This is a genomic window from Streptomyces sp. NPDC002884 (assembly GCF_040295245.1).
In the GTDB taxonomy this organism is placed as follows: Bacteria; Actinomycetota; Actinomycetes; order Streptomycetales; family Streptomycetaceae; genus Streptomyces.
This window is the reverse complement of the sequence record NZ_JBEOVB010000001.1, coordinates 893,613-916,060: the sequence shown is the minus strand read 5'-3', so window position 1 is coordinate 916,060 and position 22,448 is coordinate 893,613. Positions and strand designations below refer to the sequence as shown.

Below are 22,448 nucleotides of genomic sequence, written 5' to 3'. Positions count from 1 at the left end.
ACTACACCCACGTCCGGGGGCGGTAACGATTGGCACGTTCCACCAGGTCGATCCTTTCCTCGCCGCCGGTCGCCAGCCGGGCCAGCGTGCGGTACGAGCGCTCCAGGCCGAAGCGCAGCCCCCGCTCGTCCAGTTCGCTGCCGAGCAGCACCCGGGCGGCCGAGCCCGCGCCCTGGCCACCGGAGAGTATCCAGTCGAGGGCACAGCCGAGGACCTCCGCGGACAACTGCTCGCGCCGCGTCGAATCCAGACCGTACGCGTCCAGCGCCTCGACCTGGGCCGCGGCGGCGGTGAGGTCCTCCAGGAAGGGTACGTCGGAGGCGAGGGCGGTCCGCTCCCGGAGCCGGGCCCGCACGGCGGCCACCCGGGCCGCCGTGTAGTGGATGGAGGATTCCGGCACCGATTCCAGCGTCCGTACGGCACTGCGGCGGTCCCCGGCCGCGAGCTGCACGCGGGCCAGGCCGAACGCGGAGCTCACGAAGCTCGGGTCGGTCGACCACACCAGGCGGTAGTACTCGGCGGCGTTGTCCAGCTGCCCCAGCACCTCCGCGCACAGGCCGAGCGCCAGCTTGGGCGAGGGTTCGCCCGGGAAGGCGTCGTAGATCGCGTCGAAGGCGAGTGCCGCGCCCTCGTGGTCACCGGTGACCAGCGAGGTCACGCCCCGGTACCAGACCACCCGCCAGTCGTCGGGCCGCTCGCCCTCCAGTTTCTGGAGGGACATGAGGGCGGCCTGGTGGTCGCCGTTCTCCAGCCAGGCGCGGATCTGCCGCAGCCGGGTCTCGACCGAGGGCGCGGGCGCGGCCGCGAGAGCCGTGATCAGCTCGGCCGGCGCGGACGCCAGCAGACCGGCGAGGAAACCCGCGTTGGGGTCGGTGGCGTCGACGTGCGGAGCGGGCAGCGCGAGCGCGGCGGCGGGAGCGGGGACGGTCTTCACCAGGCCGGGGGCGACCGTGCTCCCGGCGACGGTGCTCCCGGCGCCGGACGACGCGACACCGCCGCCGCCCGGCAGCGCGGAACCACCGGAGAAGGCGGCGGCGCCGGAGGCGAGGGCGGGAGCCGCGCCGGCGAACGCGGGGGCGGTGGCGGGCAGGGCGGGAGCCGCGGCCGGCCGGGCGGAAGCGGTGCCCGAACCGCCGGACGGACGCGGCGACCTGACGGCGACCCGCGCCCCCAGCCGGGACACCTCGCCGGCCTGCTTCGGGAACAGCTCCGTGTCCGTGACCTTGACCTCCGGCCCGAACAGGGTCGACAGCGCGGGCCTGGCCCGGCCGCTCTGCAGCGAGACGACCTCACGCAGCACGCCCGTCAGCTGCTCCGCCATCTCCTGCGCGGAGGCGAACCTGCGGGCCGGGTCGGGGTCGGTCGCGCGGACCAGCAGCCGGTAGAACGACTCGTACTGGCGGAAGACCTCGATGTTGTCGGGGTCGGGCAGCGAGTCGACGAAGACGGTCGTGTAGCCCTGGAAGTCGAAGGTCAGGACGGCGAGCGTACGGCCCACCGTGTACAGGTCGGACGCGACCGACGGGCCGACCTCCGCGACCTCCGGACCCTGGTAGCCGACCGTGCCGTAGATGGCCGACTCCTCGTCGTCCATCCTCCGGACCGCGCCCATGTCGATCAGCTTGAGCTGGTCCTCGGTCTGGATCGCGTTGTCGACCTTGAAGTCGCAGTACAGCAGGTTGCGGCTGTGCAGATGGCCGAGCGCCTCGAGCGCCTCGATGCCGTACGCGCACGCCTGCTCTACGGGCAGCGGATCCCGCTTGCCCTGCGCGGTGCGCCGGTCGTTGGCGATCTCCTTGAGGGACTTGCCGCCGACGTACTCCATGACGATGTAGCCGTCGAGCGAACCGGTGCGCTGGTCGAGGTGTTCGACGAAGTTGTAGATCCGCACGATGTTGGCGTGCTCGATCTCGGCGAGGAAGCGCCGCTCGGAGATGGCCGCGGCCATCGCGTCCTGGTCACCGGTGTCCAGAAGGCCCTTGAGCACCACCCACCGGTCGGAGACCGCGCGGTCGACCGCCAGATAGACCCAGCCGAGCCCGCCGTGCGCCAGACAGCCCACGACCTCGTACTGGCCGTGCACGACGTCGCCGGCCTTCAGCTTCGGCACGAAGGAGTACGGGTGGCCGCACTTGGTGCAGAAGCCCTCCGTGCGCCCTTCCCGCTCGCCGCGCGAACGGCCCACCGGTGCACCGCAGTCGGAGCGCGAGCAGAACCGCTTGCGCTCCGGTACCTCGGGGTTCTCCTGCACCATCACGCGCGGGTCGGGCCTCGGCACCTGCGGCACCGTGACCAGGCCGGCGCCGAGCCGGGCCCGGCCGGAGGACCCGGCGGTCGAGCCGGAGCTGCGCACCGACACCGAACGGCCCGTCGAGCTGCCCGACACCGACCGTGAGAGCCGCCCGGACACCGAGCGGCGCGACTTCGACGACTGCGACGACGTACGCGTGCTGCGGGCACTGCGCCCGCTGGAGCGTGAACTGGCGCTGCCCGCCGAGCCCTTGCCGCCCCCGGTCACCCCGGTCGGCGGTGAGCCGACCAGGCCCTCCCCGGAGGACGAACCCCCGGACGAGACGACCGGGGCCAGACCGCAGGTGTCGCAGTACAGCTCGCCGCCGCCCACATCCTCGTACGCCCCCTCGCAGCCCGGCCGCTGACACGCCTGCTCTGCCTGACTCATGGCTACTGCTCCCCCCTACGGTCCTGAGGTCCGCCCTGCTCCGGCACGCGCGGTGCCGTGAGCAGTTCGGCGGCCGCCTGCTGATAGCGCAGGACGGCCTGTTCGGCGACGCGCAGATCACAGGGCGCGCTCCACAGCATGCGGCGCGCCGCGTCGTAGCGCTCGATGAGGAACGGGTCCTCGGCGAGCCCGTGCCGGGCGACCTTCGCCTTGTACGCGTCGAGACGGCCGCGCAGCTCCGCGCGGACCGCCAGCGGCTGGGTGACCGCGGACAGCGACTCGCGGGCCCGCAGCAGTTCGTCCTCCGCCTTCCGCTCCAGGGACTCCAGGAGCGGGGACAGTCGGTGCCACTGGGCGTGCCGGCGGTAGTCGGCGGCCGTCGCGAGCTGCTCCTGGAGCACGGTCGGCGGCCCGCTGACCACCGGTACCTCCGTCGCGGCGATCTTCGCGAGGACCTCGCCGCGCGCGGTGCGCGCCTCGGCGAGCGTCCGGTCGGCCCGGCTGAGGACGTCCCGCAGCTTCACCAGCCGCTGCTCGGCGTCCTGGCGGACCGTCAGCACGGCGTCGATCTCCCGGCGCACGTCCTCCAGGGCGCGCGCCTCACGGTCGTACACCGTGGTGTCCGGACGGCCGCCGCCCGGCGCCGAACTGCCCTGCGCGCGTACCCAGAAGGCGAGCGGGTCCGACACCACCTGCTCGCGCAGGGAGGTCAGGGTGTGGGTGATGTGCTCCAGGTCGTCGCCCGCCGGGTGCTCGCCCGGGCGGACGCCGACGGAGTGCGCGAGCCGGCGGGTGCGCTGGAGCTCCGCGGCCAGTAAATCTATCCGGGCGGGCAGCGCCGACCACACCGCGTCGGCGGTCACCACCATGTCGAGCGAGGCCGCGTAGAGCTCGTTCATCCGGTCGACGAGGGTGGTGAGGGAGAAGCTGTGGCTGAGCCTGCCGGTGCCGTGCAGCGTGGGCGCGTTGGCGGTGGCGGCCGTACCGGCGGCCGAGCCCGCCACCGTGACCGACTCGCCGCGCAGCAGTTCCGTCAGCTCCGCCAGGTCCTCGCGGCTGGACCAGCGGCGGCGCGAGCGGATGTCGCGGGCACCGCGCAGCGCGTCCGTGTACGCGTCGAAGTAGGTCCACAGGAGTGTGATCGACGCGTCCGCGGTCGCCCAGCGCTCCTTGGTGACACCGGTGAGTTCGGCGCCTTCGAGGAGTCTGCGGCCCGCGTGGTCCTGGAGGGCGAGGAGCGAGGTCTCGATCGCCTCGTGCTCCGCGCCGAGCCGCGCCAGCGCACGGTCGACCTCGTCCCGGTCCATCACCGGCCCGGGGGGTCCCGTGACGCCCATCGATCACCTCTCGCTGCTGTGTCGGTCTGTCGGCTCTGTCCGCCGCCTGCCCTGCCGCCCTGCCCGCCGGTCCGTCAGCTCGTGCTCAGGTACTGCGGCGCGGGCGGCTTCGACTTCGTCGCGTCGGTGCCCAGTGTTGCCGACAGCCACGTGTCGTACGACGCCTGCCAGCCGTTCGTGCGGTACTCCACCAGGATCTGGTTGACCCGGCGTACGAGATCCGTGGCCTTCTTGTCCATGGCCACGCCGTAGTACTCGGTCGTGAAGGGGGCGCCCTTCAGTTCGACCGTGGGGTCCTGGGCGGCCTGGCTGGCCGCGAGCGCGCCGTCGGTGACCACCGCGTCGACCTCGCCGAGCTGCAGCCGCACCAGGCAGTCGAGCTGGTTGGGCACGGGGGCGGCGATCACGACGCCGGAGGCGATCCTGCCGGCCTTCTTGTCGTCGACCAGCTTGGTGTTGGCCGTCGAACCCGTCGCCGTGCAGACCTTCTTCTTCGCCAGCGTGTCGTCGTAGCCCTTGATCGTCGAGGACTTGGGCGCGAGGACCTGCTGTCCCGTCTTGAAGTAGGGCGCGGAGAAGGCGACATCGTCGAGGCGGGTGCAGGAGATCGTCATGGTGCGGACGACCATGTCGACCCGGCCCTCCTGGATGGCCGGGATGCGCTGGTTGGTCGGGATGGCCTTGAACTGGACCGCGTTCGGGTCGCCGAGGATGTCCTGGGCGATCCGGTGGACCAGGTCGATGTCGAAGCCCTCCAGCTCCGCGCCCGTGTTGTTGGGGTCGCGGTAGCCCCAGCGGTAGCTGTTCTGGTCGACGCCGACGATCAGCTTGCGCTTCTCGCCCGTCCGGGCCTTGATGGCGGCGATCGTCGGACCGTCCGCGCTCGACGGCGCCGGCGTCCGCTTCTCCGGGTCCGTGCAGTCCGCGTCGGCCGCCTGGGTGCCCGCGGCGACGCCCCGGCCGGCCTGGCCGGTGCTTCCGTCGCCGGGCGACCGGGTCGTCCACGGCAGCAGCAGGACGAAGGCCAGCGCGAGGGCGCACAGGGCCGCCATCGCGCCCACTCCGCCCCAGCCCTTCAGGCCGGCCCGCATTCGTCGCACACGCATCGTCACGCCCCCTTCCACCGGTACGCCCCCTTCCGCCGGTCCGCCGCCGCCCACCGACACGCTCCTGCCCACCGGCAGCGGCCTGTTCACCGATCCGCGCCCGTTCACCGGCTCGCGCCTGTTCACCGGTACTCCGACAGCCTGCGGCCGATGCCGACGACCGCGCCCGCGGCGCCCAGCACGGCGAGCACGGCGGCGCCGATCGGCAGGCCGGTCATCGCGTCCAGACCGTTTCCGGCCGCCTGCCGGAACTCGGTCTGCTCGTGCGCCAGCGCGTTCGCGAGGTTCTCGTCGACGCCGTCGAAGCAGGCTCCGGTCGCGTCCTTGCCGCCGATCACCAGGGCCAGCGCCTGCTCGTAGTTGCCGTTGTCGTCCTGCTCACGGGCCGCCGTGTGGCGTTTCTTCCACTCGGCCATGTTGCTCTCGGCCGAGGTGACCGGCTTCTCGCCCGCCTGGTCGTCGGCGAGCTTCGCCGCGAGGGTGAGGCCCTTGCCGAGGGTGGTGATCTCGGTGGTGAAGTCGTGGTCGTACTTGTCGAGCGTCACCTCGTCGCCGTCGGCCGTCACCTTCACCGTCTCGGCGCCGCGCGCCACCAGCGTGAGGTTCTCGTTGCCGCGCGCCTTGAGCGAGGCGATCCGGGCGTCGTGCAGGACGTTCAGCGAGCGGACTCCGTGGTCGTAGGAGTCGTCGAGACCCGCGCGGGCCACGCTGTGGCCGACGACCAGCCAGAGCAGGACGACCGTGGTGGTCGCCGTCGCCGCGACCAGACCGTGGTTGAGGACGCGGTTCGTACGGCGGTAGTTGCGGTGCTGCGCCCAGGAGAGACCGGCCAGCGCGAGGACGCCCAGCCCGATCGCCGCCCACGGGTAGGGGGTGGCGTCGGCGTAGTCGTCCTCGAGGCGCTGGTTCTCCTTCGTGTAGAGATCCTGGGCCGCCGGGAGCATCTCGCCCTGCATCTTCTGGTTCGCGTACCGCAGATAGGCGCCGCCGACCGGGAAACCCTGCCGGTTGTACGTCCGCGCGCGCTCCACCAGGCCCTTGTACTCGGGCAGCAGTTTGTTCAGCTTGGTGATGAACGCCGTGGAGGGCGAATCGGGGTCGGCGTTGTTGGCCGCCGTGACGAGCTTGGAGGCGGCCTCGTCGATGTCCTCCTCGTAGCGCTGCCGGGACTCCGCCGTCTCCTGGCCCCCCGCCAGGAAACCGCTGGAGGCCGCCGTGTTGGCGTCGGCCAGCGCACGGTAGATGTCGGCCGCGGCCGTGCTCAGCGGCTGGCTCTTGTGCAGCACGTCGTCCGCGGCGGCCGCGCGGTCGGTCGTCTGCCAGGCCGTCACGGCGCCGAAGGCGAGGACGAGCAGGGCGAGGAAGGCGCCGATGATACGGAGCCGGCCCGGCTCCGTGGTCGCCGCGGCGCGCGCCTTGTCGACGCCCTCGGCGAACGCCGTACGGCGCGTCGGCGGTGGCGCCGAGGCCGGCGCAAGTGGCGCTACGGTGCTGCCTGGTGCCGGGTTTGCCACGTTTTTGACCTCCCCCATGGTCATCTACCGCCGCCAGTATCGCTGGCGGGACCGGTCATGCGCACCGGCCTTCACTGGATCTTGATCAGATCGCAGTCACCCCTGTCCATGAGAACGCGTCGGGTGGGTGTTCGGTTCCGTCGTGGGGGCCCGTGTTGTGTTCGGGGACACCTGCGGTCACTCAGCCCGCGTCGAAGTGCCTCCGCACCCTTCGCTGCACGTCGGCGTCCGCCCCCAGCCGGTCCAGGCCCAGCAGCGCGGCCCCCAGCACCGGGCGCTCCCGTACGACGCTCGCCACCGCCTTCGGCGCCCGTGCGGCCAGGAGTTCCCGTACCCCGTCGTCCAGCTGCTCGTGGCCCGCCGTGAGAACGCCTCCCCCCAGAAGTACCGGTGTCTCCTCCTCCAGAAGGTCCAGACGGGTCAGGGCCACCGTCGCCATCGACACCACCTCCTGGGCCAGCCGGTCGACGATCGTGCGCGCCACCGCGTCCCCGTCCCGTGCCGTCCCGAAGAGGACCGGGGTCAGTTCGTGGCGGCGGGACGGGGAGATGTGCTCCAGGTGGAGGGCCTCGATCAGGGCGTACATGGACGGCAGACCGAAGTGGGACGGGAGCGCGTCGGTGAGGACCGTCGGTCCGCCCCTGCCGTCCTCCGCCCTCGCCGCGTGCCATATCGCCTCCTCGGCCAGGCCCCAGCCGCCGCCCCAGTCGCCGGAGAGCCGGCCGAGGGCCGGGAAGCGGGCGGTGCGGCCGTCGGGACGCATGCCGACGCAGTTGATGCCGGCGCCGCAGACGACGGCCACCCCCCGGGGGTCGGCGACGCCCGCCCGCAGGATCGCGAACGTGTCGTTGCGGACGTCCACGGAGGCGCCCCACGCGCGTGCGTGCAGGGCCGCCGCCAGCTGCTCCTCCTCCACCGGCAGGTCCGCGTTGGCCAGGCAGGCCGAGACATGGACCGCCGAGTCGACGCCGGCCGCCGTGTACGCGCGCGTGACGGTGTCCGCCAGGGAGTCCACCGCCGCCGTCACGCCCACCGCGGGCGGGCGGAAGCCGTCGCCGCGAGCGGTGGCGAGGACCTCCCCGTCGGCCGCCACGACCGCGACGTCCGTCTTGCTGTTGCCCGCGTCGATGGCGAGCACGCTTGCCGTCAGGCCCACGCGAGATGCTCCCGGTTGTGTGCGACGAGTTGGTCGGTCAGCCGCTCGGCGTACTCGTACTGGGCGATCAGGGGGTGCGACAGCAGGGCCTTGAAGACCCGGTCGCGGCCGCCGTGCAGGGCCGCTTGCAGAGCCAGGTCCTCGTACGCCGTCACGTTCGCCGTCAGGCCCGCGTAGAGCGGGTCGACGGGCGGTACCGGGAGCGGGGACGGCCCCTTGGGCCCCACCGCCGCCTGCACCTCGATCACCGCGTCGTCGGGGAGGAAGGGCAGCGTGCCGTTGTTGAGGGTGTTCACCACCTGGTACGGGCTGCCGGAGCCGGTCAGCAGTGCCGCCGCCAGGTCCACCGCGGCCTCCGAGTAGTAGGCGCCGCCGCGCTTCGCCAGCAGCTCCGGCTTCTCGTCCAGGGCCGGGTCGGCGTACAGCGACAGCAGCCGGCGTTCCATCGCGGCCACCTCCGACGCCCTCGACGGCTTCGTGCGCAGCTCCCGTACGACCTCGTCGTGCGCGTAGTAGTAGCGCAGGTAGTAGGAGGGGATCGTGCCCAGCCGGTCCAGGAGTACGCGGGGCAGGCGCAGGTCGGCGGCGATCGTGTCGGCGTGGGCGGCCAGGAGGCCCGGCAGGACGTCCTCGCCCTCGGGGCCGCCGAGGCGCACCCCGGTCTCCCAGGTGAGGTGGTTGAGGCCCACGTGGTCCAGGTGGACGTCGGCCGGGGTGACGTCGAGCAGGGCGGCGAACTTCCTCTGGAGTCCGATCGCCACGTTGCACAGGCCGACGGCCTTGTGGCCGGCCTGGAGGAGGGCGCGGGTGACGATGCCGACCGGGTTGGTGAAGTCGATGATCCAGGCGTGCGGGTTGGTCCGGCGGACCCGTTCGGCGATGTCCAGGACCACCGGGACGGTCCGCAGCGCCTTGGCGAGGCCGCCCGCTCCGGTCGTCTCCTGTCCGACGCAGCCGCACTCCAGCGGCCACGTCTCGTCCTGCTCGCGGGCCGCCTGGCCGCCGACGCGGAGCTGGAGCAGCACGGCGTCGGCACCCTCGACGGCCGCGTCCAGATCGGACGTCGTCACGATGCGCCCCGGGTGGTCCTGCCGGGCGAAGATCCGCCGGGCGAGGCCGCCGACGAGCTCCAGGCGGTCGGCTGCCGGGTCGACGAGGACCAGTTCCTCCACGGGAAGGCTGTCCCGCAGGCGTGCGAAGCCGTCGATGAGTTCGGGCGTGTAGGTCGAGCCGCCGCCGACCACGGTGAGTTTCATGGCTTGTTAACCCTTTACTCCGGTGAGGGTGACACCTTCGACGAACGCCTTCTGGGCGAAGAAGAACACGAGGATCACGGGGGCCATGACCAGCACGGTGGCCGCCATGGTGAGGTTCCAGTCGGTGTGGTGCGCGCCCTTGAAGGACTCCAGGGCGTAGGAGAGGGTCCACGCGTTCGGATTTTCGGAGGCGTAGATCTGCGGACCGAAGTAGTCGTTCCAGGCGGCGAAGAACTGGAAGAGGGCGACGGCGGCGATGCCGGGCTTCGCCATCGGCAGGACGACCTTCAGCAGGGTGCGCAGGTCACCGCAGCCGTCCACCTTCGCCGCGTCCAGGTACTCGTTCGGGATGGTCAGCAGGAACTGGCGCAGCAGGAAGATCGAGAACGCGTCGCCGAACGCCAGCGGAATGATCATCGGCCACAGGGTGCCCGACAGGTCCAGCTGCTTCGCCCAGAACAGGTACATCGGGATGACGACCACCTGCGGGGGCAGCATCATCATCGAGATCACCAGCATGAGCGTCAGATTCCGGCCCCGGAAGCGGAACTTGGCCAGCGCGTACGCCACCGGGACGGACGAGACGACGGTGAGGACCGTGCCCAGTCCGGCGTAGATCAGCGTGTTCTTCCACCAGGTGAGGAAGCCCGGGGTGTCGAAGACCTTCTTGTAGTTGGCCCACTCCCAGGTGTGCGGGATCAGGTCCCGGCTGAGTGCCTGTGAGTCGCTCATCAGGGACGTCAGGAACACGAACACGAAGGGGAGGGTGAAGAAGAGGGCCGCGGCCACGCCGAGGGAGTGGACCGCGATCCATTCCAGCAGCGCCTTGCGGCGGGCGGTGCGCTCGGCGGGCGAGGAGTGGGCCGGGGACTCCACCGGACGGTCCAGTACGTGCGTCATACGGTCAGTCACCTGCCTGGATGAGGCCGCCCCGGCGCCGCATCAACAGCGCGGTGAACGCCATCGACAGGGCGAACAGGACCAGGGCGACGACACAGGCGGAGCCGTAGTCGAAGCGCTGGAAGCCGAGGTTGTAGACGAGTTGGGGAAGGGTGAGCGTGGAGTGCTCCGGGTAGCCGGGCTCGAACATGGTGCCCGCGCCCTGGATCACCCCCGAGGCGACCTTTCCGGCCACCAGGGGCTGTGTGTAGTACTGCATGGCCCCGATGACGCCGGTGACGGCGGCGAACATGATGATCGGCGAGATGTTCGGCAGCGTGACGTACCGGAACCGCTGCCACGGTGTCGCGCCGTCCAGTTCGGCCGCCTCGTACTGCTCCTTCGGCACGTCGAGCAGCGAGGCCATGAAGATGACCATCAGGTCGCCGATGCCCCACAGGGCCAGCAGGGTGAGGGCCGGCTTCGACCAGTTCGGGTCGTTGAACCACGCCGGCGCCGGGATGCCGATCTTCTCCAGGATCGAGTTGACCGGGCCGGTGCCGGGGTTGAGGAGGAAGGCGAAGGCCATGGTGGCCGCCACCGGCGGGGCCAGGTAGGGCAGGTAGAAGAGGGTGCGGAAGACGCCCGTACCGGTCTTGATCTTCGTGATGAGCATGCCGATCCCGAGTCCGAACAGGACGCGCAGGGTCACCATGATCACGACGAGCCAGAGCGTGTTGCGCAGGGCCGGCCAGAAGAAGGGGTAGTGCTCGAAGACGTACGTCCAGTTCTGCGTGCCGCTCCACGTCGGCGGCTTGAAGCCGTCGTAGTGCATGAACGAGAAGTAGACCGTCGAGATCATCGGGTACGCGAAGAAGACCGCGAAACCGATCAGCCAGGGGGAGAGGAAGGCGAGGGTGCGCAGTGCCGAGCGCCGGCGCTTCGCCCTCAACGTGTGGGTGGTCATCGCTACTTCGCCTGCGCGATGTCCGTGTCGATCTGCGCCGCCGCCTTCTTCAGGCCGGCCTTCAGGTCGGTGACCTTGCCGCTCTCGTAGTCGTAGCCGAGCTGCTGCACGGTGGTGAGGTAGACGCCGCCGTTGATCGACGCGGGCGAGGTGGTCGAGTCCGGGTTCGCGGCGATGTCCAGGAACGTCTTGAAACGCGCGTCGTACTTGAGGTCCGGGGACTTCAGGGCGGCCAGCGTGGACGGCACGTTGTGGATGGCGTTGGAGAAGGCGACGACCGCGTCCGTGTCGGTGGTCATGTACTTCACCAGCTCCCAGGCCGCGTTCTGCTTCTTGCTGGTGGCGGCGATGCCGGCGATGGTGCCGGTGATGTACCCCTTGCCGTACTGGGCCGCCTGGTCGTCCGGGACGGGCAGCGGGGCGACGCCGATCTCGAAGTCCGGCTTGGCCTCCAGAGCCATGCCCAGCCGCCACTCGCCGTCGAGCTGCATGGCGACCTGACCGGTCTGGAAGGGGTGCTTGGGGCCCCACTCGTCGCCGAGCGTGGAGCGGAAGGTCTCCAGCTTCTTGAAGCCGCCGAGGTCGTCGACGAGCTTCTTCTGGACGGTGAAGGCGGACGCGACGGCCGGGTCCGTGGCGATGGTCGACTTGCCGGCCGTGTCGAAGTACGTCGGGGAGAACTGGCCGAGGTAGTGCTCGGTGGTCGTCTCCCAGCCGTGGTAGTTCGGCATGAAGCCGAGCTGCTTGTACGTGTTCCCCTGGGTGATCGTCAGCTTCTTGGCGTCGGCCTCGAACTCGGACCAGGTCTTGGGGGGAGCGGTGATGCCCGCCTTCTCGAACGCCGTCTTGTTGTAGTACAGGCCGTAGGCGTCGCCCAGCAGCGGGACGGCGCAGCGGTTGCCGTCGAACTGGGTGTACTCGTTCATGGCCTTCGGGAAGGTCGTGGACGGGTCGATGTCCGCCTTCTCGAAGAAGGGGTTGAGGTCGACGAGGGCGCCCGACGAGCAGAACTTGCCCACGTTGTTGGTGGTGAACGACGAGATCACGTCCGGCGCCTTGGTGCCGCCCGCGCGCAGCGCCTGGTTGATCTTGTCGTCGGTCATGTTGCCGACGACGTTCACATGGATGTTGGGGTGTGCCTTCTCGAAGCCCGCGATCAGTGACTTCACGGCCGCCACCTCGTTCGGCGCGCTCCAGGCGTGCCAGAAGGTGAGGGTCGTCTCCTTCGACGCGTCGTCGTCGGAGCCGGTCGCGGACTGGCCGGTACAGGCGGTGGTGCTCAGCAGGAGGGCCGTGGAGGCGGTGAGGGCAAAAGCCGCCTTTCGGACGACTACGGGTATGCGTGTGGGCATGGCGGAGCCTTCCAGGGACAGGGCAGGGTGAGTGGAACGCGATGAGGCGGGGTGGAGCGGGTGGCGCGGGTGGTGGCGCGGGACGGGGTGAGGGTTCGGGGGAGGGGGTGGTGGTGCGGCTAGCGCGAGGTGTCGAAGACCTCGTCGCGGGTGGCCGCCAGCGCGCTCTCCAACGCGCCGCGCAGCACGGGCCGTTCGGTGACGTCGCCCATGACCAGCTTCGGCCGGGACGCGGCCAGTTCCGCCAGTTCGTCCTGGACGAGGGCGCGCAGCACCTCGCCGCCGGCGGTCAGGGAGGCGCCGCTGAGGACGACGAGTTCGGGGTCGAGTACGGAGACGAGCGAGGCGAGACCGGTCGCGAGCCGGGTCGCGTACGTCTGGAGCAGCTGCCGGTGCACGGGGGTGTCCTCGGCGGCGGCGCGCTCGACGAGCGCGGCGGCGACCTCGGCGTACGGCCCGGACGGGATGTCGGTGACGCCGAGTTCCCGGGCCAGCCGGGGGACGGCCTGTGAGCCCGCCAGCTCCTGGAAGCCACCGCTGTTGGCCTTGGTCACCTGCCGGACCAGGGGCGCGCCGGGGACCGGCAGGAAGCCGACCTCTCCGGCGCCGCCGGTCCAGCCGCGGTGCAGCCGGCCGCCGAGGACCAGGGCGGCGCCGAGACCGCCCTCGTTCCACAGCAGGACGAAGTCCTCGTGCCCGCGTGCCGCGCCCAGGCGCTGCTCGGCGACGGCGGCGAGGTTGACGTCGTTCTCGTACTCGACCGGCATCGGCAGGGCCGCGGCGAGATCGTCGAGCAGCGCGGGGGAGTGCCAGCCGGGCAGGTGGGAGGCGTAGCGCAGACGACCGGTGGTGGGGTCGAAGGCGCCGGGGGTGGCGACGACGAGCCGGCGCACGTCGTCCCGGGCGAGGCCCGCCGCCTTCACCGCGCCGTCGAGGGCGTCGGTGACCTGCCGTACGACGGCGTCGGCGGTCTTGCGGCCGGGCGTGGGCACCTCGAACCCGCCCACGGTCCGGCCGGTGGCGTCGGCGACGGCGGCCAGGACGCGTTCGGGGGTGACGTCGAGCCCCGCGGCGTACGCGGCGGCCGGATTGACCTCGTACAGCTGGGCGTTGGGGCCGGGGCGTCCCTCGGTGGTGCCGGTCGCGAGGACCAGTCCCGCCGCCTCCAGCCGGGCCAGCAGCTGTGAGGCGGTGGGCTTCGACAGGCCGGTGAGCTTGCCGATCCGGGTGCGGGACAGGGGGCCGTGCGCCAGCAGGAGGTCGAGGGCGGCGCGGTCGTTCATGGCGCGCAGGACGCGCGGGGTGCCCGGCGTACCGGCGGTTGCTGCCATGGGGTCGACACCTGCCTTTCTGAACTGCCCAGCTTCTCAAGTACGCCGGACGCAAGTCCACATCCGGTCACTGTTAGGAAAGTTTCCTATCGGCTGGCAGGAACGTAGACCCGTCACGAAGGGGACGTCAAGGAGTGAAAGGGGAAACGCCCCCGAGGCAACAGAGTCGTTACTTCGGGGGCACTTCGGGGGCGGAACATCCGAATGTCCGTACGGGCCCGGGAACGCCGGCGTGCGGGCCCGGGAAGGTCGGCGCGCGGGCCCGGGAAGGTCGGCGCGCGGGCCCGGGAACGCCGGAAGGCCGCACACCGGGGCTTCCGGGGTGCGGCCTTTCGGCGTACGGGCTACTTGGCCGAAGGAGTCGTCGTCGCGCGCTGGGGCGTGATCGGCGCCGCCGCCGCCACCTGCGGCGAGTCCGCGTTGGAGAACACCGACGGGGCCGCGACCGCGGCCGTCGGGTCGGCCAGGTCCTCCGTGACGGTGGCCGTCGCGCCGCCCACGATGCGGATGTCGGCCGCGTCGAAGGCGCGCTTGACGCGCCAGCGCAGCTCCCGCTCGACGACCAGGGCCTTGCCGGGCATCGTCTTCGCGGAGACGCGGACGACCATCGAGTCGAGCAGGACGCTGTCCAGGCCGAGCACCTCGATCGGGCTCCACAGGAGCTCGTTCCAGGGCTCTTCCTTGCTCATCTTCTCGGCGACCTCGTCCAGGGTGGCCTTGACCAGGTCGAGGTCCTCGGACGCCTTGACGGTCACGTCGACGCCGGCCGTCGCCCAGCCCTGCGAGAGGTTGCCGATCCGCTTGACCTCGCCGTTGCGGACGTACCAGATCTCACCGTTGGCGCCGCGCAGCTTCGTCACACGCAGCCCCACCTCGATGACCTCGCCGGTGGCGACGCCCGCGTCGATCTGGTCGCCGACGCCGTACTGGTCCTCAAGGATCATGAACACACCGGACAGGAAGTCCGTCACCAGGTTGCGCGCACCGAAACCGATCGCCACGCCCGCCACACCGGCGGAGGCCAGCAGCGGGGCAAGATTGATCTCGAAGGTGCCCAGCACCATCAGGGCGGCCGTGCCGAGGATCACGAAACTCGCCACCGAACGCAGCACCGAGCCGATCGCCTGCGAGCGCTGACGCCGACGCTCGTTGTTGACCAGCAGCCCGCCCAGCGCCGTGCCGTCCACCGAGGAGACGGTGCGGTTCATCCGGTCGATCAGCTTGGTGATCGCCCGCTGCACCACCACTCTCAGCACCACCGCGATCACCAGGATCAACAGCACGCGCAGACCGATCGCCAGCCAGGTCGACCAGTTCTGCTCGACCCAGCTGGCAGCGTTCGTCGCGCTCTCCTGGGCGTCCTGGAGGGACGGGACGGTCACCGCGGTCGGCGACTCCGAGGGAGTCGGCGACGGCGACGCGTCGGCGGCCAGTAGGACGGCGGGCAAGGACACGGCAGGTACCTCCAGGTGCTGCACTGCTCCATTCGGTGCGGCGGTCAAGGGCGACACGCGCTGCGAGGTCACGGAAAGGTCACCGGACGGGCAGAACCACCACACTAACGGGGCATTGTGTGTGGTCCGGCCGGTTCCGTGAAGGAGAGACAGTCCTCACCTGCGCTTGAACAGGCCATGATCCTGGGGAGACAACAGGGTGTGGTCGAAAACACTCCCAGCCCGTTACCGGGACATGGTGGCGCGTCCACCAGGCAAGAGGGGAGACTGACCACAGATCGTCCCGGCGCGAGCCACGCGCCGCCGACGCCCAAGGAGGCATCCGTGCCGCATGTCCTGGTCCTCAACGCGTCGTACGAGCCGCTCGGCGTCGTACCGCTCCGCCGCGCGCTCGTCCTCGTCCTGGAGAACAAGGCGATCTCCCTCGAGGAATCCGGCGCCTTCCTGCACAGCGCGACCGTCACAGTCTCCGCACCCAGCGTGGTCCGGCTCAAGCGATTCGTCCGGGTTCCCTATCGGGGGCCCGTTCCTCTGACCCGTCGGGCGCTCTTCGCCCGGGACGGGGGCCGGTGCATGTACTGCGGTGGCGTCGCAACCAGCGTCGACCACGTCATCCCGCGCAGTCGCGGGGGCAAGCACGTGTGGGACAACGTCGTGGCGTCCTGCCGTCGCTGCAACCACGTCAAGGCCGACCGGCACCTCGTCGAGATCGGCTGGCGGCTGCGCCACAAACCCGCTCCGCCCTCTGGACTCGCCTGGCGCATCATCGGCACCGGGCATAGGGACCCGCGCTGGCTGCCGTACTTGCAGCCGTACGGCGCGGACGACGCTCTGGCCCGGATCGACGGCATCTCCGCCTGACGATCCGGGTCTTCGTATTGCGCCGCCCGCGTTTCTCGCACCGCGTCACCACGGCCCGGAGTCGGGTGCGACCGGCTCCGGGGGGTCCCTGCGCCCCCGGGGCCGCATCGTCATGCGTGGCGCCGCCCTGGACGGGGCAGGTCTGGGCGGCGCAGGTCTGGGCGGGGCAGGCCGGAGCGACACCGGCCTGAACGGCGGCACTGGTCCGGCACAGGTCCGAGTGGCACAGGCCTGAACGGCACAGGCCCGAACGGCACTGGTCCGAGTGGCACCGGTCTGGTCGGCGGGGTTCGGGCGGCGGCAGGATGGAGCCGTGCCCTCCACGTCGGACAAGATCGAGCTGAGCGAACACGAACTGCGCGAGATCGCGGGCTACGCGGCCGACTGCGCGCGCAGAGCGCTGCCGGTCTTCGAACGGAGCGTTCCAGCGGACCCGCGCCCTCGGGACGCCGTCGAAGCGGCGGACGCCTTCGCCGAGGGCGGTCGGCGCACGGGCGCCCTGCGCAAGAGCGCGTGGGCGGCGTACCGGGCGGCGCAGGAGGCCGCCTCACCCGCCTCACCTGGCTCGCCTGCCGCGGCCGACGCGGCACGAGCGGCGAGCCACGCGGCCGCCGCCGCGTATCTGCATCCCCTCGCCGACGCTCACCAGGTGAAGCACATCCTCGGTGCGGCGGCGCACGCGGCGCGAGCGGAAGAGCTGGCAGCGGCGGAAGGGCTGGCAGCGGTGGAAGAGCAGGCGGTGGAAGACCGGACCGTCACCGCCGTGAGCCCTGTCACCGCCGTGAGCCCTGTCACTGAGGGGAGCCCTGTCGGGGTGGGGACCCTGGAGTGGGCGGGGCAGCACGTGCCGGCGGCGGTGGCCGCGGTGCTCGGCCGGCTGCCGGCCGCACCTCCCGGAGGCGGGCGCGTGGGAGAGCTCATACGCGCTCTCGACGCCGCTCTGCGCGCCTGAGGCGGGGTGTCGAGGGCATGCGGCCGAAAACCGTCTCCTGTACGGCGGTCTCGTTCGCGGTGTGCCGCAGTGTGCCGGGGTGCGCCGCGGTGTGATGTCGTGCGCCGTGGTGTGACGTCGTGCGCCTTCGTTTCGGCACGCCGGGCCGCCGTGTCGGCGCGGGCCGAGGGAGGGGGTGGCGGCGTGTAATGACGTGAGGACGTCTGTCCCCGCGTCCGCTGGGTAGGGCTGGGGTATCCGATGCCGTACTGATGAGGAGGCCACGGTGATCGCACCGGCCCGCTCCAAACGCCTGGCGGAGCACTCCGCCGCCACCCCCGTCGAGCTCGATGACCCCTACCTCAGCGCCCTCGGCGCCGAGGGCACCTACGCCGAACCCCCGCTGACCAGCGAACCCCCGCTGCCCGACGCCGAGCCCCTGACCAGCGAGCCGCCGCTCGCCGTCGCGGACTCCGACTCCACGAGGCCCTAGATGACCGCGCCCCCCGGAGAGGAGCTCGCCCGGCTCGCCGCGCTGCACGGCGTCGCCACCTCCTACCAGCCCTCCCCGGACCGCACGGTCACGGCCTCGGCCGGTGCCGTCACCCGCGCCCTGGCCGCCCTCGGCGTCGACGCCGGCACCCCGAAGGACGTACGTGCCGCGCTCGCCGCCCGGGAACGGGAGCTGCGCGAGCGGCTGCTGCCGCCGACCGTGGTGTGCTGGCGCGGGAACCCCTGCGAGGCGCTCGCCGCGCTGCCCGAGGGCACCGTCCTGCGGGTGGAGACCGAGGAGGGCGAGGCTCGCGACTCCGTTGAGCAACTCCCGCTCGGAGTGCATCTGCTGACGGTCACCGCGCCCGACGGGCGGACCGGCCGCGCCCATCTCGTCGTCGCCCCGCCCCGGCTGCCCACGTCCACGGGACGCTCGTACGGACTCCTCGTCCAGCTGTACTCCCTCCTTTCCCGGCGCTCCTGGGGCATGGGCGACCTCGGTGACCTCGGCGAGCTGACCGCCTGGGCCGGACGGGCGCTGGGCGCCGGGTTCGTGCAGGTCAACCCCTTGCACGCGGCCGTGCCCGGCACCCCGACCGACCCCTCCCCGTACCGTCCCTCCTCGCGTCGCTTCCCCGACCCGGTGCATCTGCGGGTCGAGGACGTCCCCGAGTTCGCCTACGTCCAGGACGACGGGGATGCGCGCTCCGCGTTGCGCGAACGTGCCGGACGACTGCGCGAAGCCGTCCTGGAAAAGGGCGAGTTGATCGACCGGGACGCCGTGTGGGAGTTGAAGCGGGAGGCGCTGGAGCTGGTTGCCCGGGTACCGCTCGGGCCCGGCCGCAGCGCCGCCTACTGCGACTTCCTCGCCGAACAGGGCCAGGCCCTGGAGGACCACGCCACCTGGTGCGCGCTCGCCGAGGTGCACGGGTCGCAGTGGCGGCAGTGGCCGACCGGGCTCCAGGACCCGCGCTCCGCCGAGACGACCCGCGCCCGCCGCGAGCTGATGGACCGTGTCGACTTCCACTCCCGTCTCGCCTGGCTCACCGACGCCCAGCTCACCGCCGCCCAGCGCGCCGCGCGCGAGGCGGGCATGCCCGTCGGGATCGTGCACGACCTGGCGGTCGGCGTGCACCCCGAGGGCGCCGACGCGTGGGCGCAGCAGGAGTACTTCGCCGCCGGTATGTCGGTGGGCGCCCCACCGGACGCCTTCAACGCGCGTGGCCAGGACTGGGGTCTGCCGCCCTGGCGCCCGGACCGGCTGGCCGCCTCCGGCTACGCCCCCTACCGGCGGCTCCTCAAGGCCCTCTTCCGGTACGCCGGCGCCCTGCGCATCGACCACGTCATGGGCCTGTTCCGTCTCTGGTGGGTCCCGCAGGGCGAGCCGCCGACCGAGGGCGCCTACGTCCGCTACGACGCCGAGGCCATGCTCGCCGTCCTGGTGCTGGAGGCCTCCCGGGCCGGTTCGGTGGTGATCGGCGAGGACCTGGGCACCGTCGAGCCGGGCGTGCGCGAGGCGTTGCGCGAACGGGGGGTGCTCGGTACGTCCGTGCTGTGGTTCGAACGGGACTGGGACGGCGACGGGCGCCCCCTGCCCCCCGACCGCTGGCGCGACGACTGCCTGGCCACCGCCACCACGCACGACCTGCCGTCCACCGCCGCCCGGCTCACCGGTGAGCACGTCGAACTCCGTGACCGGCTCGGCCTGTTGACCCGGTCCGTGGAGGAGGAGCGCGCCGAAGCGGCCAACGACACGGCCGAGTGGCTGGGCCTGCTCACCCGCCTCGGACTCCTGGCCGGCATCGGCGGCGGCAGCGACCTCTCCTCGGAGGAGGCCGAGGTCCAGGCCGTCCACCGTTTCCTGCTGCGCACCCCCGCCCGCATGATCGGCGTCTGGCTCCCGGACGGCGTCGGAGACCGTCGCCCGCAGAACCTCCCCGGCACCTGGGACCAGTATCCGAACTGGCGACTGCCGATCGCGGACGCGACCGGCCGCCCGGTGACCCTGGAGGAGTTGGCGGCCTCGCCCCGGCTGCGGGCGCTGATCGAGGTACTGCGGGAGGAGCACGGCCCGCCCGGTACCTGAGCGCGGCGGACAGGGCCTTTCGGGACCGCGACGGGGGGCGACGGCGGCAGTCCCCGGGACGGCCGTACGAGCGCCCGGCGCCTCATACGGCACCCCGGGCGCGCGCTCCCCGGCACCGTTCGCTAACTTGGGCACCGTGGACAAGAAGAACGCCCTGCGCGCCGGCGCCCTGGCTGCCGGTACGACGCTGATGATGCTGCTCATGTCGTCCCCCGCGCTCGCGCTGACCCGCGACGACGGTGACGACCCCGGCCCGGGTCTGAGCGTCGGCGAGACGCTGGGCCTCTATGTGGTGGCCCCCCTCGCGCTGTTCGCGCTGATCGCCGGCCTGGTGTGGGTCCTGGACAAGTCGAAGGACAGGGGCGACACCACCAGCTCCAACATCACCGTCAAGGGCCAGGCGAAGGCCAAGGCCTAACTCGCCGGCCCCCTGACTCCCGGCCCGATTCGGGCCCGAGGGCGTCGGCTCCTTCTCCGTACGCGCATGTCGCACGGAGAAGGAGCCGACGCCCTCGACGCGTTTCCGGGCCGGGTTTCCAGGCCGGGTTTCCAGGCCGGGTTTCTAGGCCGGGTCCGAGGGGTGGGGCGCCGTCAGATAGCGCTGCACCGTGGGCGCCAGCCACGCCACCGCCTCCTCGCGAGGCAACGCCACGACCGGCGGGAAGCGCAGGACGTAACGGGTGAGGGCGAGTCCGAGCAGCTGGGTCGCGCAGAGCGCCGCCCGGGCCGGGACCTGCTCGGGATCGGGGCAGACCGTGCGGGCCACCGGCAGGATCTGGTCGCGGAAGATGCCCTGCATCCGCTCGGCCCCGGCCTGGTTGGTCACGCCGACCCGGAGCAGCGCGGTGAGCACCTCGTTCTCCTCCCACATGTCGAGGAAGTGGGTCACGAGGGCCCGGCCGGCCTCCTCGCGGGGAAGCGCGGTGAGGTCGGGCAGTTTCAGGTCGACGGCGACGGCCGCCGCGAAGAGGCCCTCCTTGCTGCCGTAGTAGCGCATCACCATCGACGGGTCGATGCTCGCGTCCCGCGCGACGGCGCGGATGGTGGCCCGCTCGTAGCCGTCGGCGGCGAAGCGTTCGCGGGCGGCGTCGAGGATGGCGGTGCGGGTGGCGTCGGAGCGGCGGGGGGAGCCTGCGGGCTTGCTGTCTGGCATGCCAACGAGCGTAGGCCAACATACGTAGGCCAACAAGCGTTGACATTCGGCGCGCGGCGGTTCTATGTTTGCCAACAAGCGTTGACCAACAAGCGTTGACCAACAACTGTTGACCAACAACTGTTGGCCAATGGCTGTTGACCAACAAGCGTTGGCACCCAGGAGGCCACGATGACCGGCACCACTGGCACCACCGACAGCACCGGCACCAGCACCCCCCGCCCCGTGATCGTCGTCGGGTCCGGGCCCACCGGCCTGCTTCTGGCCGGTGACCTCGCCACCGCCGGCGTCCCGGTCACCCTCGTCGAGAAGCGTCCGCACCACATCAGCAACCTCTCCCGCGCCTTCGTCCTGCACGCCCGCACCCTCGAACAGCTCGACGCCCGCGGTCTCGCCGACGAACTCGAGCAGGCAGGCCGCCCCCTCGACCGCCTCCGTCTCTTCGGGGGCCTGACCGTCGCCCTCGACACCCTCCCCTCCCGCTTCAACCACCTCCTCGTCATCCCGCAGTACGAGGTGGAGAAGGCGCTGCGACGGCGTGCCGTCGAGGCGGGCGTGGAGTTCCGGTACGAGACCGAGGTGACCGGTCTGAGCCAGGACGCGGACGGCGTGACCGTGCAGGTCCGCACCGCCACCGCCACCGCCACCACCGGCACCATCACCGCCGCCACCGGCCCGGTCGGCGACACCGTCCTCGACGGCGCCTCCCCCACCACCGACACCGCCGCGACCGCGATCGGTGGGGCGGCGGATGCATCGGGTGCGGCGGGTGGGGCGAGTGGGGAACTGCGAGCGGCGTATGTCGTGGGCGCCGACGGCATGCGCAGTGTCGTGCGGGACGCGATCGGACTGCCCTTCCCGGGCCGTTCCGTCATCCGCTCCGTCGTCCTCGCGGACGTCAGGCTCGCCGAGGAGCCCGAGACGCTGCTCACCGTCAATGCCGTCGGCGACGCCTTCGCCTTCCTCGCGCCCTTCGGTGACGGCTACTACCGGCTCATCGGCTGGAACCGCGCCCGTGACGTCCCCGACAGCGAGCCGCTCGGCCTCGACGAGGTCAAGGAGGTCGCACGGCTCGCCCTCGGCCGTGACTTCGGGATGTACGACGCACGCTGGATGTCCCGCTTCCACAGCGACGAACGCCAGGCGCCCGCCTACCGCGTCGGCCGCGTGTTCCTGGCCGGCGACGCCGCGCACGTGCACACCCCGGCCGGCGGCCAGGGCATGAACACCGGCCTCCAGGACGCGGCCAACCTGAGCTGGAAGCTCGCCCAGGTGGTCCACGGTCACGCGTCCGCCGACCTCCTGGACACCTATCAGGCCGAACGGCATCCCGTCGGCAGGTCCGTCCTGCGCAGCAGCGGTGGCATCGTCCGTCTCGCCATGGCCAAGCGCCCCTGGACCCTGGCCCTGCGTGCCGCGCTGACCGGCTTCCTCGGCGCCGCGGCTCCCGCCCGCCGCAGGGCGGTCGGTCAGCTCACCGGCATCGGCTACCGCTACCCGGCTCCTCGGGGCGCCCACCGGCTCACCGGCACCCGGATCCCGGACGTCGCGCTCGCCGACGGCGGTCGCCTCTACGAGGAGCTGCGCGGCGGTCGCTTCGTCCTGATCACTCCGGAGGCGGACGGCGACAGGGGGGCGGCCGTCCGCAAGGACCGGCTCGCCGTGGCGCACTGGGCGAGTGACCGGCGTACGGCACTGCTGGTACGTCCCGACGGCTATGCGGCCTGGGCGTCCGACACCGCCGACCCGGCCGCCGTCGAGGCCGCCCTCGCGACGCACGTCGGCTGAGCGAGCGCCGGAAAGCGCCGGCGCACGGCGGTGCGGTGCCGGTAATTGCGTCGACAGGCCGTGGCCGGGCTGACAGGCTCCTGCGCATGACCTGCCGAATCGAGT

The 22,448-nt window shown here is 71.8% G+C and carries 19 protein-coding genes; 7 read left to right on the top strand and 12 right to left on the bottom strand.

The genetic code is table 11. The features are described from left to right. Position 1: 1 nt before the first annotated feature. The gene (locus ABT070_RS04010; protein WP_451099124.1) at positions 2-2,278 is read right to left on the bottom strand and encodes a serine/threonine-protein kinase; all 2,277 of its coding nucleotides are present in this window, start codon (positions 2,276-2,278) and stop codon (positions 2-4) included. A 10-nt stretch (positions 2,279-2,288) separates the two neighbouring features. Here ABT070_RS04010 and ABT070_RS46235 point away from each other — a divergent pair, with 10 nt between their 5' ends. Next, the gene (locus ABT070_RS46235; RefSeq protein WP_451099125.1) at positions 2,289-2,657 is read left to right on the top strand and encodes a hypothetical protein; all 369 of its coding nucleotides are present in this window, start codon (positions 2,289-2,291) and stop codon (positions 2,655-2,657) included. Positions 2,658-2,682: 25 nt separating this feature from the next. Here ABT070_RS46235 and ABT070_RS04005 read toward each other — a convergent pair whose 3' ends face one another. The 10 genes from ABT070_RS04005 to ABT070_RS03960 all read right to left on the bottom strand — a co-directional run bounded on the left by ABT070_RS04005 (position 2,683) and on the right by ABT070_RS03960 (position 15,032). Then, entirely contained in the window at positions 2,683-4,017 is a 1,335-nt protein-coding gene (locus ABT070_RS04005) for a hypothetical protein (RefSeq protein WP_351754208.1), read from the bottom strand. Between the two features lie 74 nt (positions 4,018-4,091). Then, positions 4,092-5,123: a glutamate ABC transporter substrate-binding protein gene (locus tag ABT070_RS04000; protein ID WP_351754206.1), complete on the bottom strand. Its 1,032-nt coding sequence runs from the start codon at positions 5,121-5,123 to the stop codon at positions 4,092-4,094. Between the two features lie 122 nt (positions 5,124-5,245). Next, a complete protein-coding gene (locus ABT070_RS03995) occupies positions 5,246-6,655 on the bottom strand; it encodes a GlnX family signal transduction membrane protein (RefSeq protein WP_351754203.1) in 1,410 nt (469 codons plus the stop codon). A 163-nt stretch (positions 6,656-6,818) separates the two neighbouring features. Beyond that, positions 6,819-7,793, bottom strand: a complete 975-nt coding sequence (locus tag ABT070_RS03990) for an N-acetylglucosamine kinase (RefSeq protein ID WP_351754201.1) — start codon at positions 7,791-7,793, stop codon at positions 6,819-6,821. Further along, positions 7,784-9,049, bottom strand: a complete 1,266-nt coding sequence (locus ABT070_RS03985; protein ID WP_351754199.1) for a 6-phospho-beta-glucosidase — start codon at positions 9,047-9,049, stop codon at positions 7,784-7,786. Before ABT070_RS03985 ends, ABT070_RS03990 begins: the two co-directional genes overlap by 10 nt. Before the next feature lie 6 nt (positions 9,050-9,055). Then, a complete protein-coding gene (locus tag ABT070_RS03980) occupies positions 9,056-9,949 on the bottom strand; it encodes a carbohydrate ABC transporter permease (RefSeq protein ID WP_351754196.1) in 894 nt (297 codons plus the stop codon). A gap of 4 nt (positions 9,950-9,953) precedes the next feature. Continuing rightward, positions 9,954-10,895, bottom strand: a complete 942-nt coding sequence (locus ABT070_RS03975; RefSeq protein WP_351754193.1) for a carbohydrate ABC transporter permease — start codon at positions 10,893-10,895, stop codon at positions 9,954-9,956. A gap of 2 nt (positions 10,896-10,897) precedes the next feature. Continuing rightward, on the bottom strand, positions 10,898-12,247 hold the full coding sequence (locus tag ABT070_RS03970) for an ABC transporter substrate-binding protein (protein WP_351754191.1): 1,350 nt from the start codon (positions 12,245-12,247) through the stop codon (positions 10,898-10,900). A 119-nt stretch (positions 12,248-12,366) separates the two neighbouring features. Next, positions 12,367-13,578, bottom strand: coding sequence for an ROK family transcriptional regulator (locus ABT070_RS03965; RefSeq protein ID WP_351754188.1), 1,212 nt, complete (start codon positions 13,576-13,578; stop codon positions 12,367-12,369). A 344-nt stretch (positions 13,579-13,922) separates the two neighbouring features. Beyond that, entirely contained in the window at positions 13,923-15,032 is a 1,110-nt protein-coding gene (locus tag ABT070_RS03960; RefSeq protein ID WP_351754186.1) for a mechanosensitive ion channel family protein, read from the bottom strand. A 324-nt stretch (positions 15,033-15,356) separates the two neighbouring features. Between ABT070_RS03960 and ABT070_RS03955 the strand changes: the two genes are divergently transcribed. From ABT070_RS03955 to ABT070_RS03935, 5 genes are all read left to right on the top strand, one after another. Then, positions 15,357-15,893 carry an HNH endonuclease gene (locus ABT070_RS03955; RefSeq protein WP_351754184.1) on the top strand — a complete coding sequence of 179 codons (537 nt, stop codon included), beginning with the start codon at positions 15,357-15,359 and terminating at the stop codon, positions 15,891-15,893. A gap of 313 nt (positions 15,894-16,206) precedes the next feature. Next, positions 16,207-16,845 carry a putative immunity protein gene (locus tag ABT070_RS03950; RefSeq protein WP_351754181.1) on the top strand — a complete coding sequence of 213 codons (639 nt, stop codon included), beginning with the start codon at positions 16,207-16,209 and terminating at the stop codon, positions 16,843-16,845. Between the two features lie 265 nt (positions 16,846-17,110). After that, positions 17,111-17,317 carry a hypothetical protein gene (locus tag ABT070_RS03945; protein ID WP_451099130.1) on the top strand — a complete coding sequence of 69 codons (207 nt, stop codon included), beginning with the start codon at positions 17,111-17,113 and terminating at the stop codon, positions 17,315-17,317. Beyond that, positions 17,318-19,402: a 4-alpha-glucanotransferase gene (malQ, locus tag ABT070_RS03940; RefSeq protein WP_351754179.1), complete on the top strand. Its 2,085-nt coding sequence runs from the start codon at positions 17,318-17,320 to the stop codon at positions 19,400-19,402. A 136-nt stretch (positions 19,403-19,538) separates the two neighbouring features. Next, positions 19,539-19,820, top strand: a complete 282-nt coding sequence (locus ABT070_RS03935; protein WP_314225819.1) for a hypothetical protein — start codon at positions 19,539-19,541, stop codon at positions 19,818-19,820. Positions 19,821-19,964: 144 nt separating this feature from the next. Here the strand turns inward: ABT070_RS03935 and ABT070_RS03930 are convergent, their stop codons facing one another. After that, entirely contained in the window at positions 19,965-20,555 is a 591-nt protein-coding gene (locus ABT070_RS03930) for a TetR/AcrR family transcriptional regulator (RefSeq protein ID WP_351754175.1), read from the bottom strand. A 171-nt stretch (positions 20,556-20,726) separates the two neighbouring features. Here ABT070_RS03930 and ABT070_RS03925 point away from each other — a divergent pair, with 171 nt between their 5' ends. Continuing rightward, complete coding sequence (locus ABT070_RS03925) at positions 20,727-22,343, top strand: FAD-dependent monooxygenase (protein ID WP_351754172.1); 1,617 nt, start codon at positions 20,727-20,729, stop codon at positions 22,341-22,343. Positions 22,344-22,448 lie beyond the last annotated feature (105 nt).

Excerpts from the sequence above, each read along its gene's own strand:
- ABT070_RS04005 (WP_351754208.1), bottom strand. The coding sequence starts at position 4,017 with ATGGGCGTCACGGGACCCCCCGGGCCGGTGATGGACCGGGACGAGGTC.
- ABT070_RS04000 (WP_351754206.1), bottom strand. The coding sequence starts at position 5,123 with ATGCGTGTGCGACGAATGCGGGCCGGCCTGAAGGGCTGGGGCGGAGTG.
- ABT070_RS03995 (WP_351754203.1), bottom strand. The coding sequence starts at position 6,655 with ATGGGGGAGGTCAAAAACGTGGCAAACCCGGCACCAGGCAGCACCGTA.
- ABT070_RS03985 (WP_351754199.1), bottom strand. The coding sequence starts at position 9,049 with ATGAAACTCACCGTGGTCGGCGGCGGCTCGACCTACACGCCCGAACTC.
- ABT070_RS03980 (WP_351754196.1), bottom strand. The coding sequence starts at position 9,949 with ATGACGCACGTACTGGACCGTCCGGTGGAGTCCCCGGCCCACTCCTCG.
- ABT070_RS03975 (WP_351754193.1), bottom strand. The coding sequence starts at position 10,895 with ATGACCACCCACACGTTGAGGGCGAAGCGCCGGCGCTCGGCACTGCGC.
- ABT070_RS03970 (WP_351754191.1), bottom strand. The coding sequence starts at position 12,247 with ATGCCCACACGCATACCCGTAGTCGTCCGAAAGGCGGCTTTTGCCCTC.
- ABT070_RS03965 (WP_351754188.1), bottom strand. The coding sequence starts at position 13,578 with ATGGCAGCAACCGCCGGTACGCCGGGCACCCCGCGCGTCCTGCGCGCC.
- malQ (WP_351754179.1), top strand. The coding sequence starts at position 17,318 with ATGACCGCGCCCCCCGGAGAGGAGCTCGCCCGGCTCGCCGCGCTGCAC.
- ABT070_RS03930 (WP_351754175.1), bottom strand. The coding sequence starts at position 20,555 with ATGCCAGACAGCAAGCCCGCAGGCTCCCCCCGCCGCTCCGACGCCACC.
- ABT070_RS03925 (WP_351754172.1), top strand. The coding sequence starts at position 20,727 with ATGACCGGCACCACTGGCACCACCGACAGCACCGGCACCAGCACCCCC.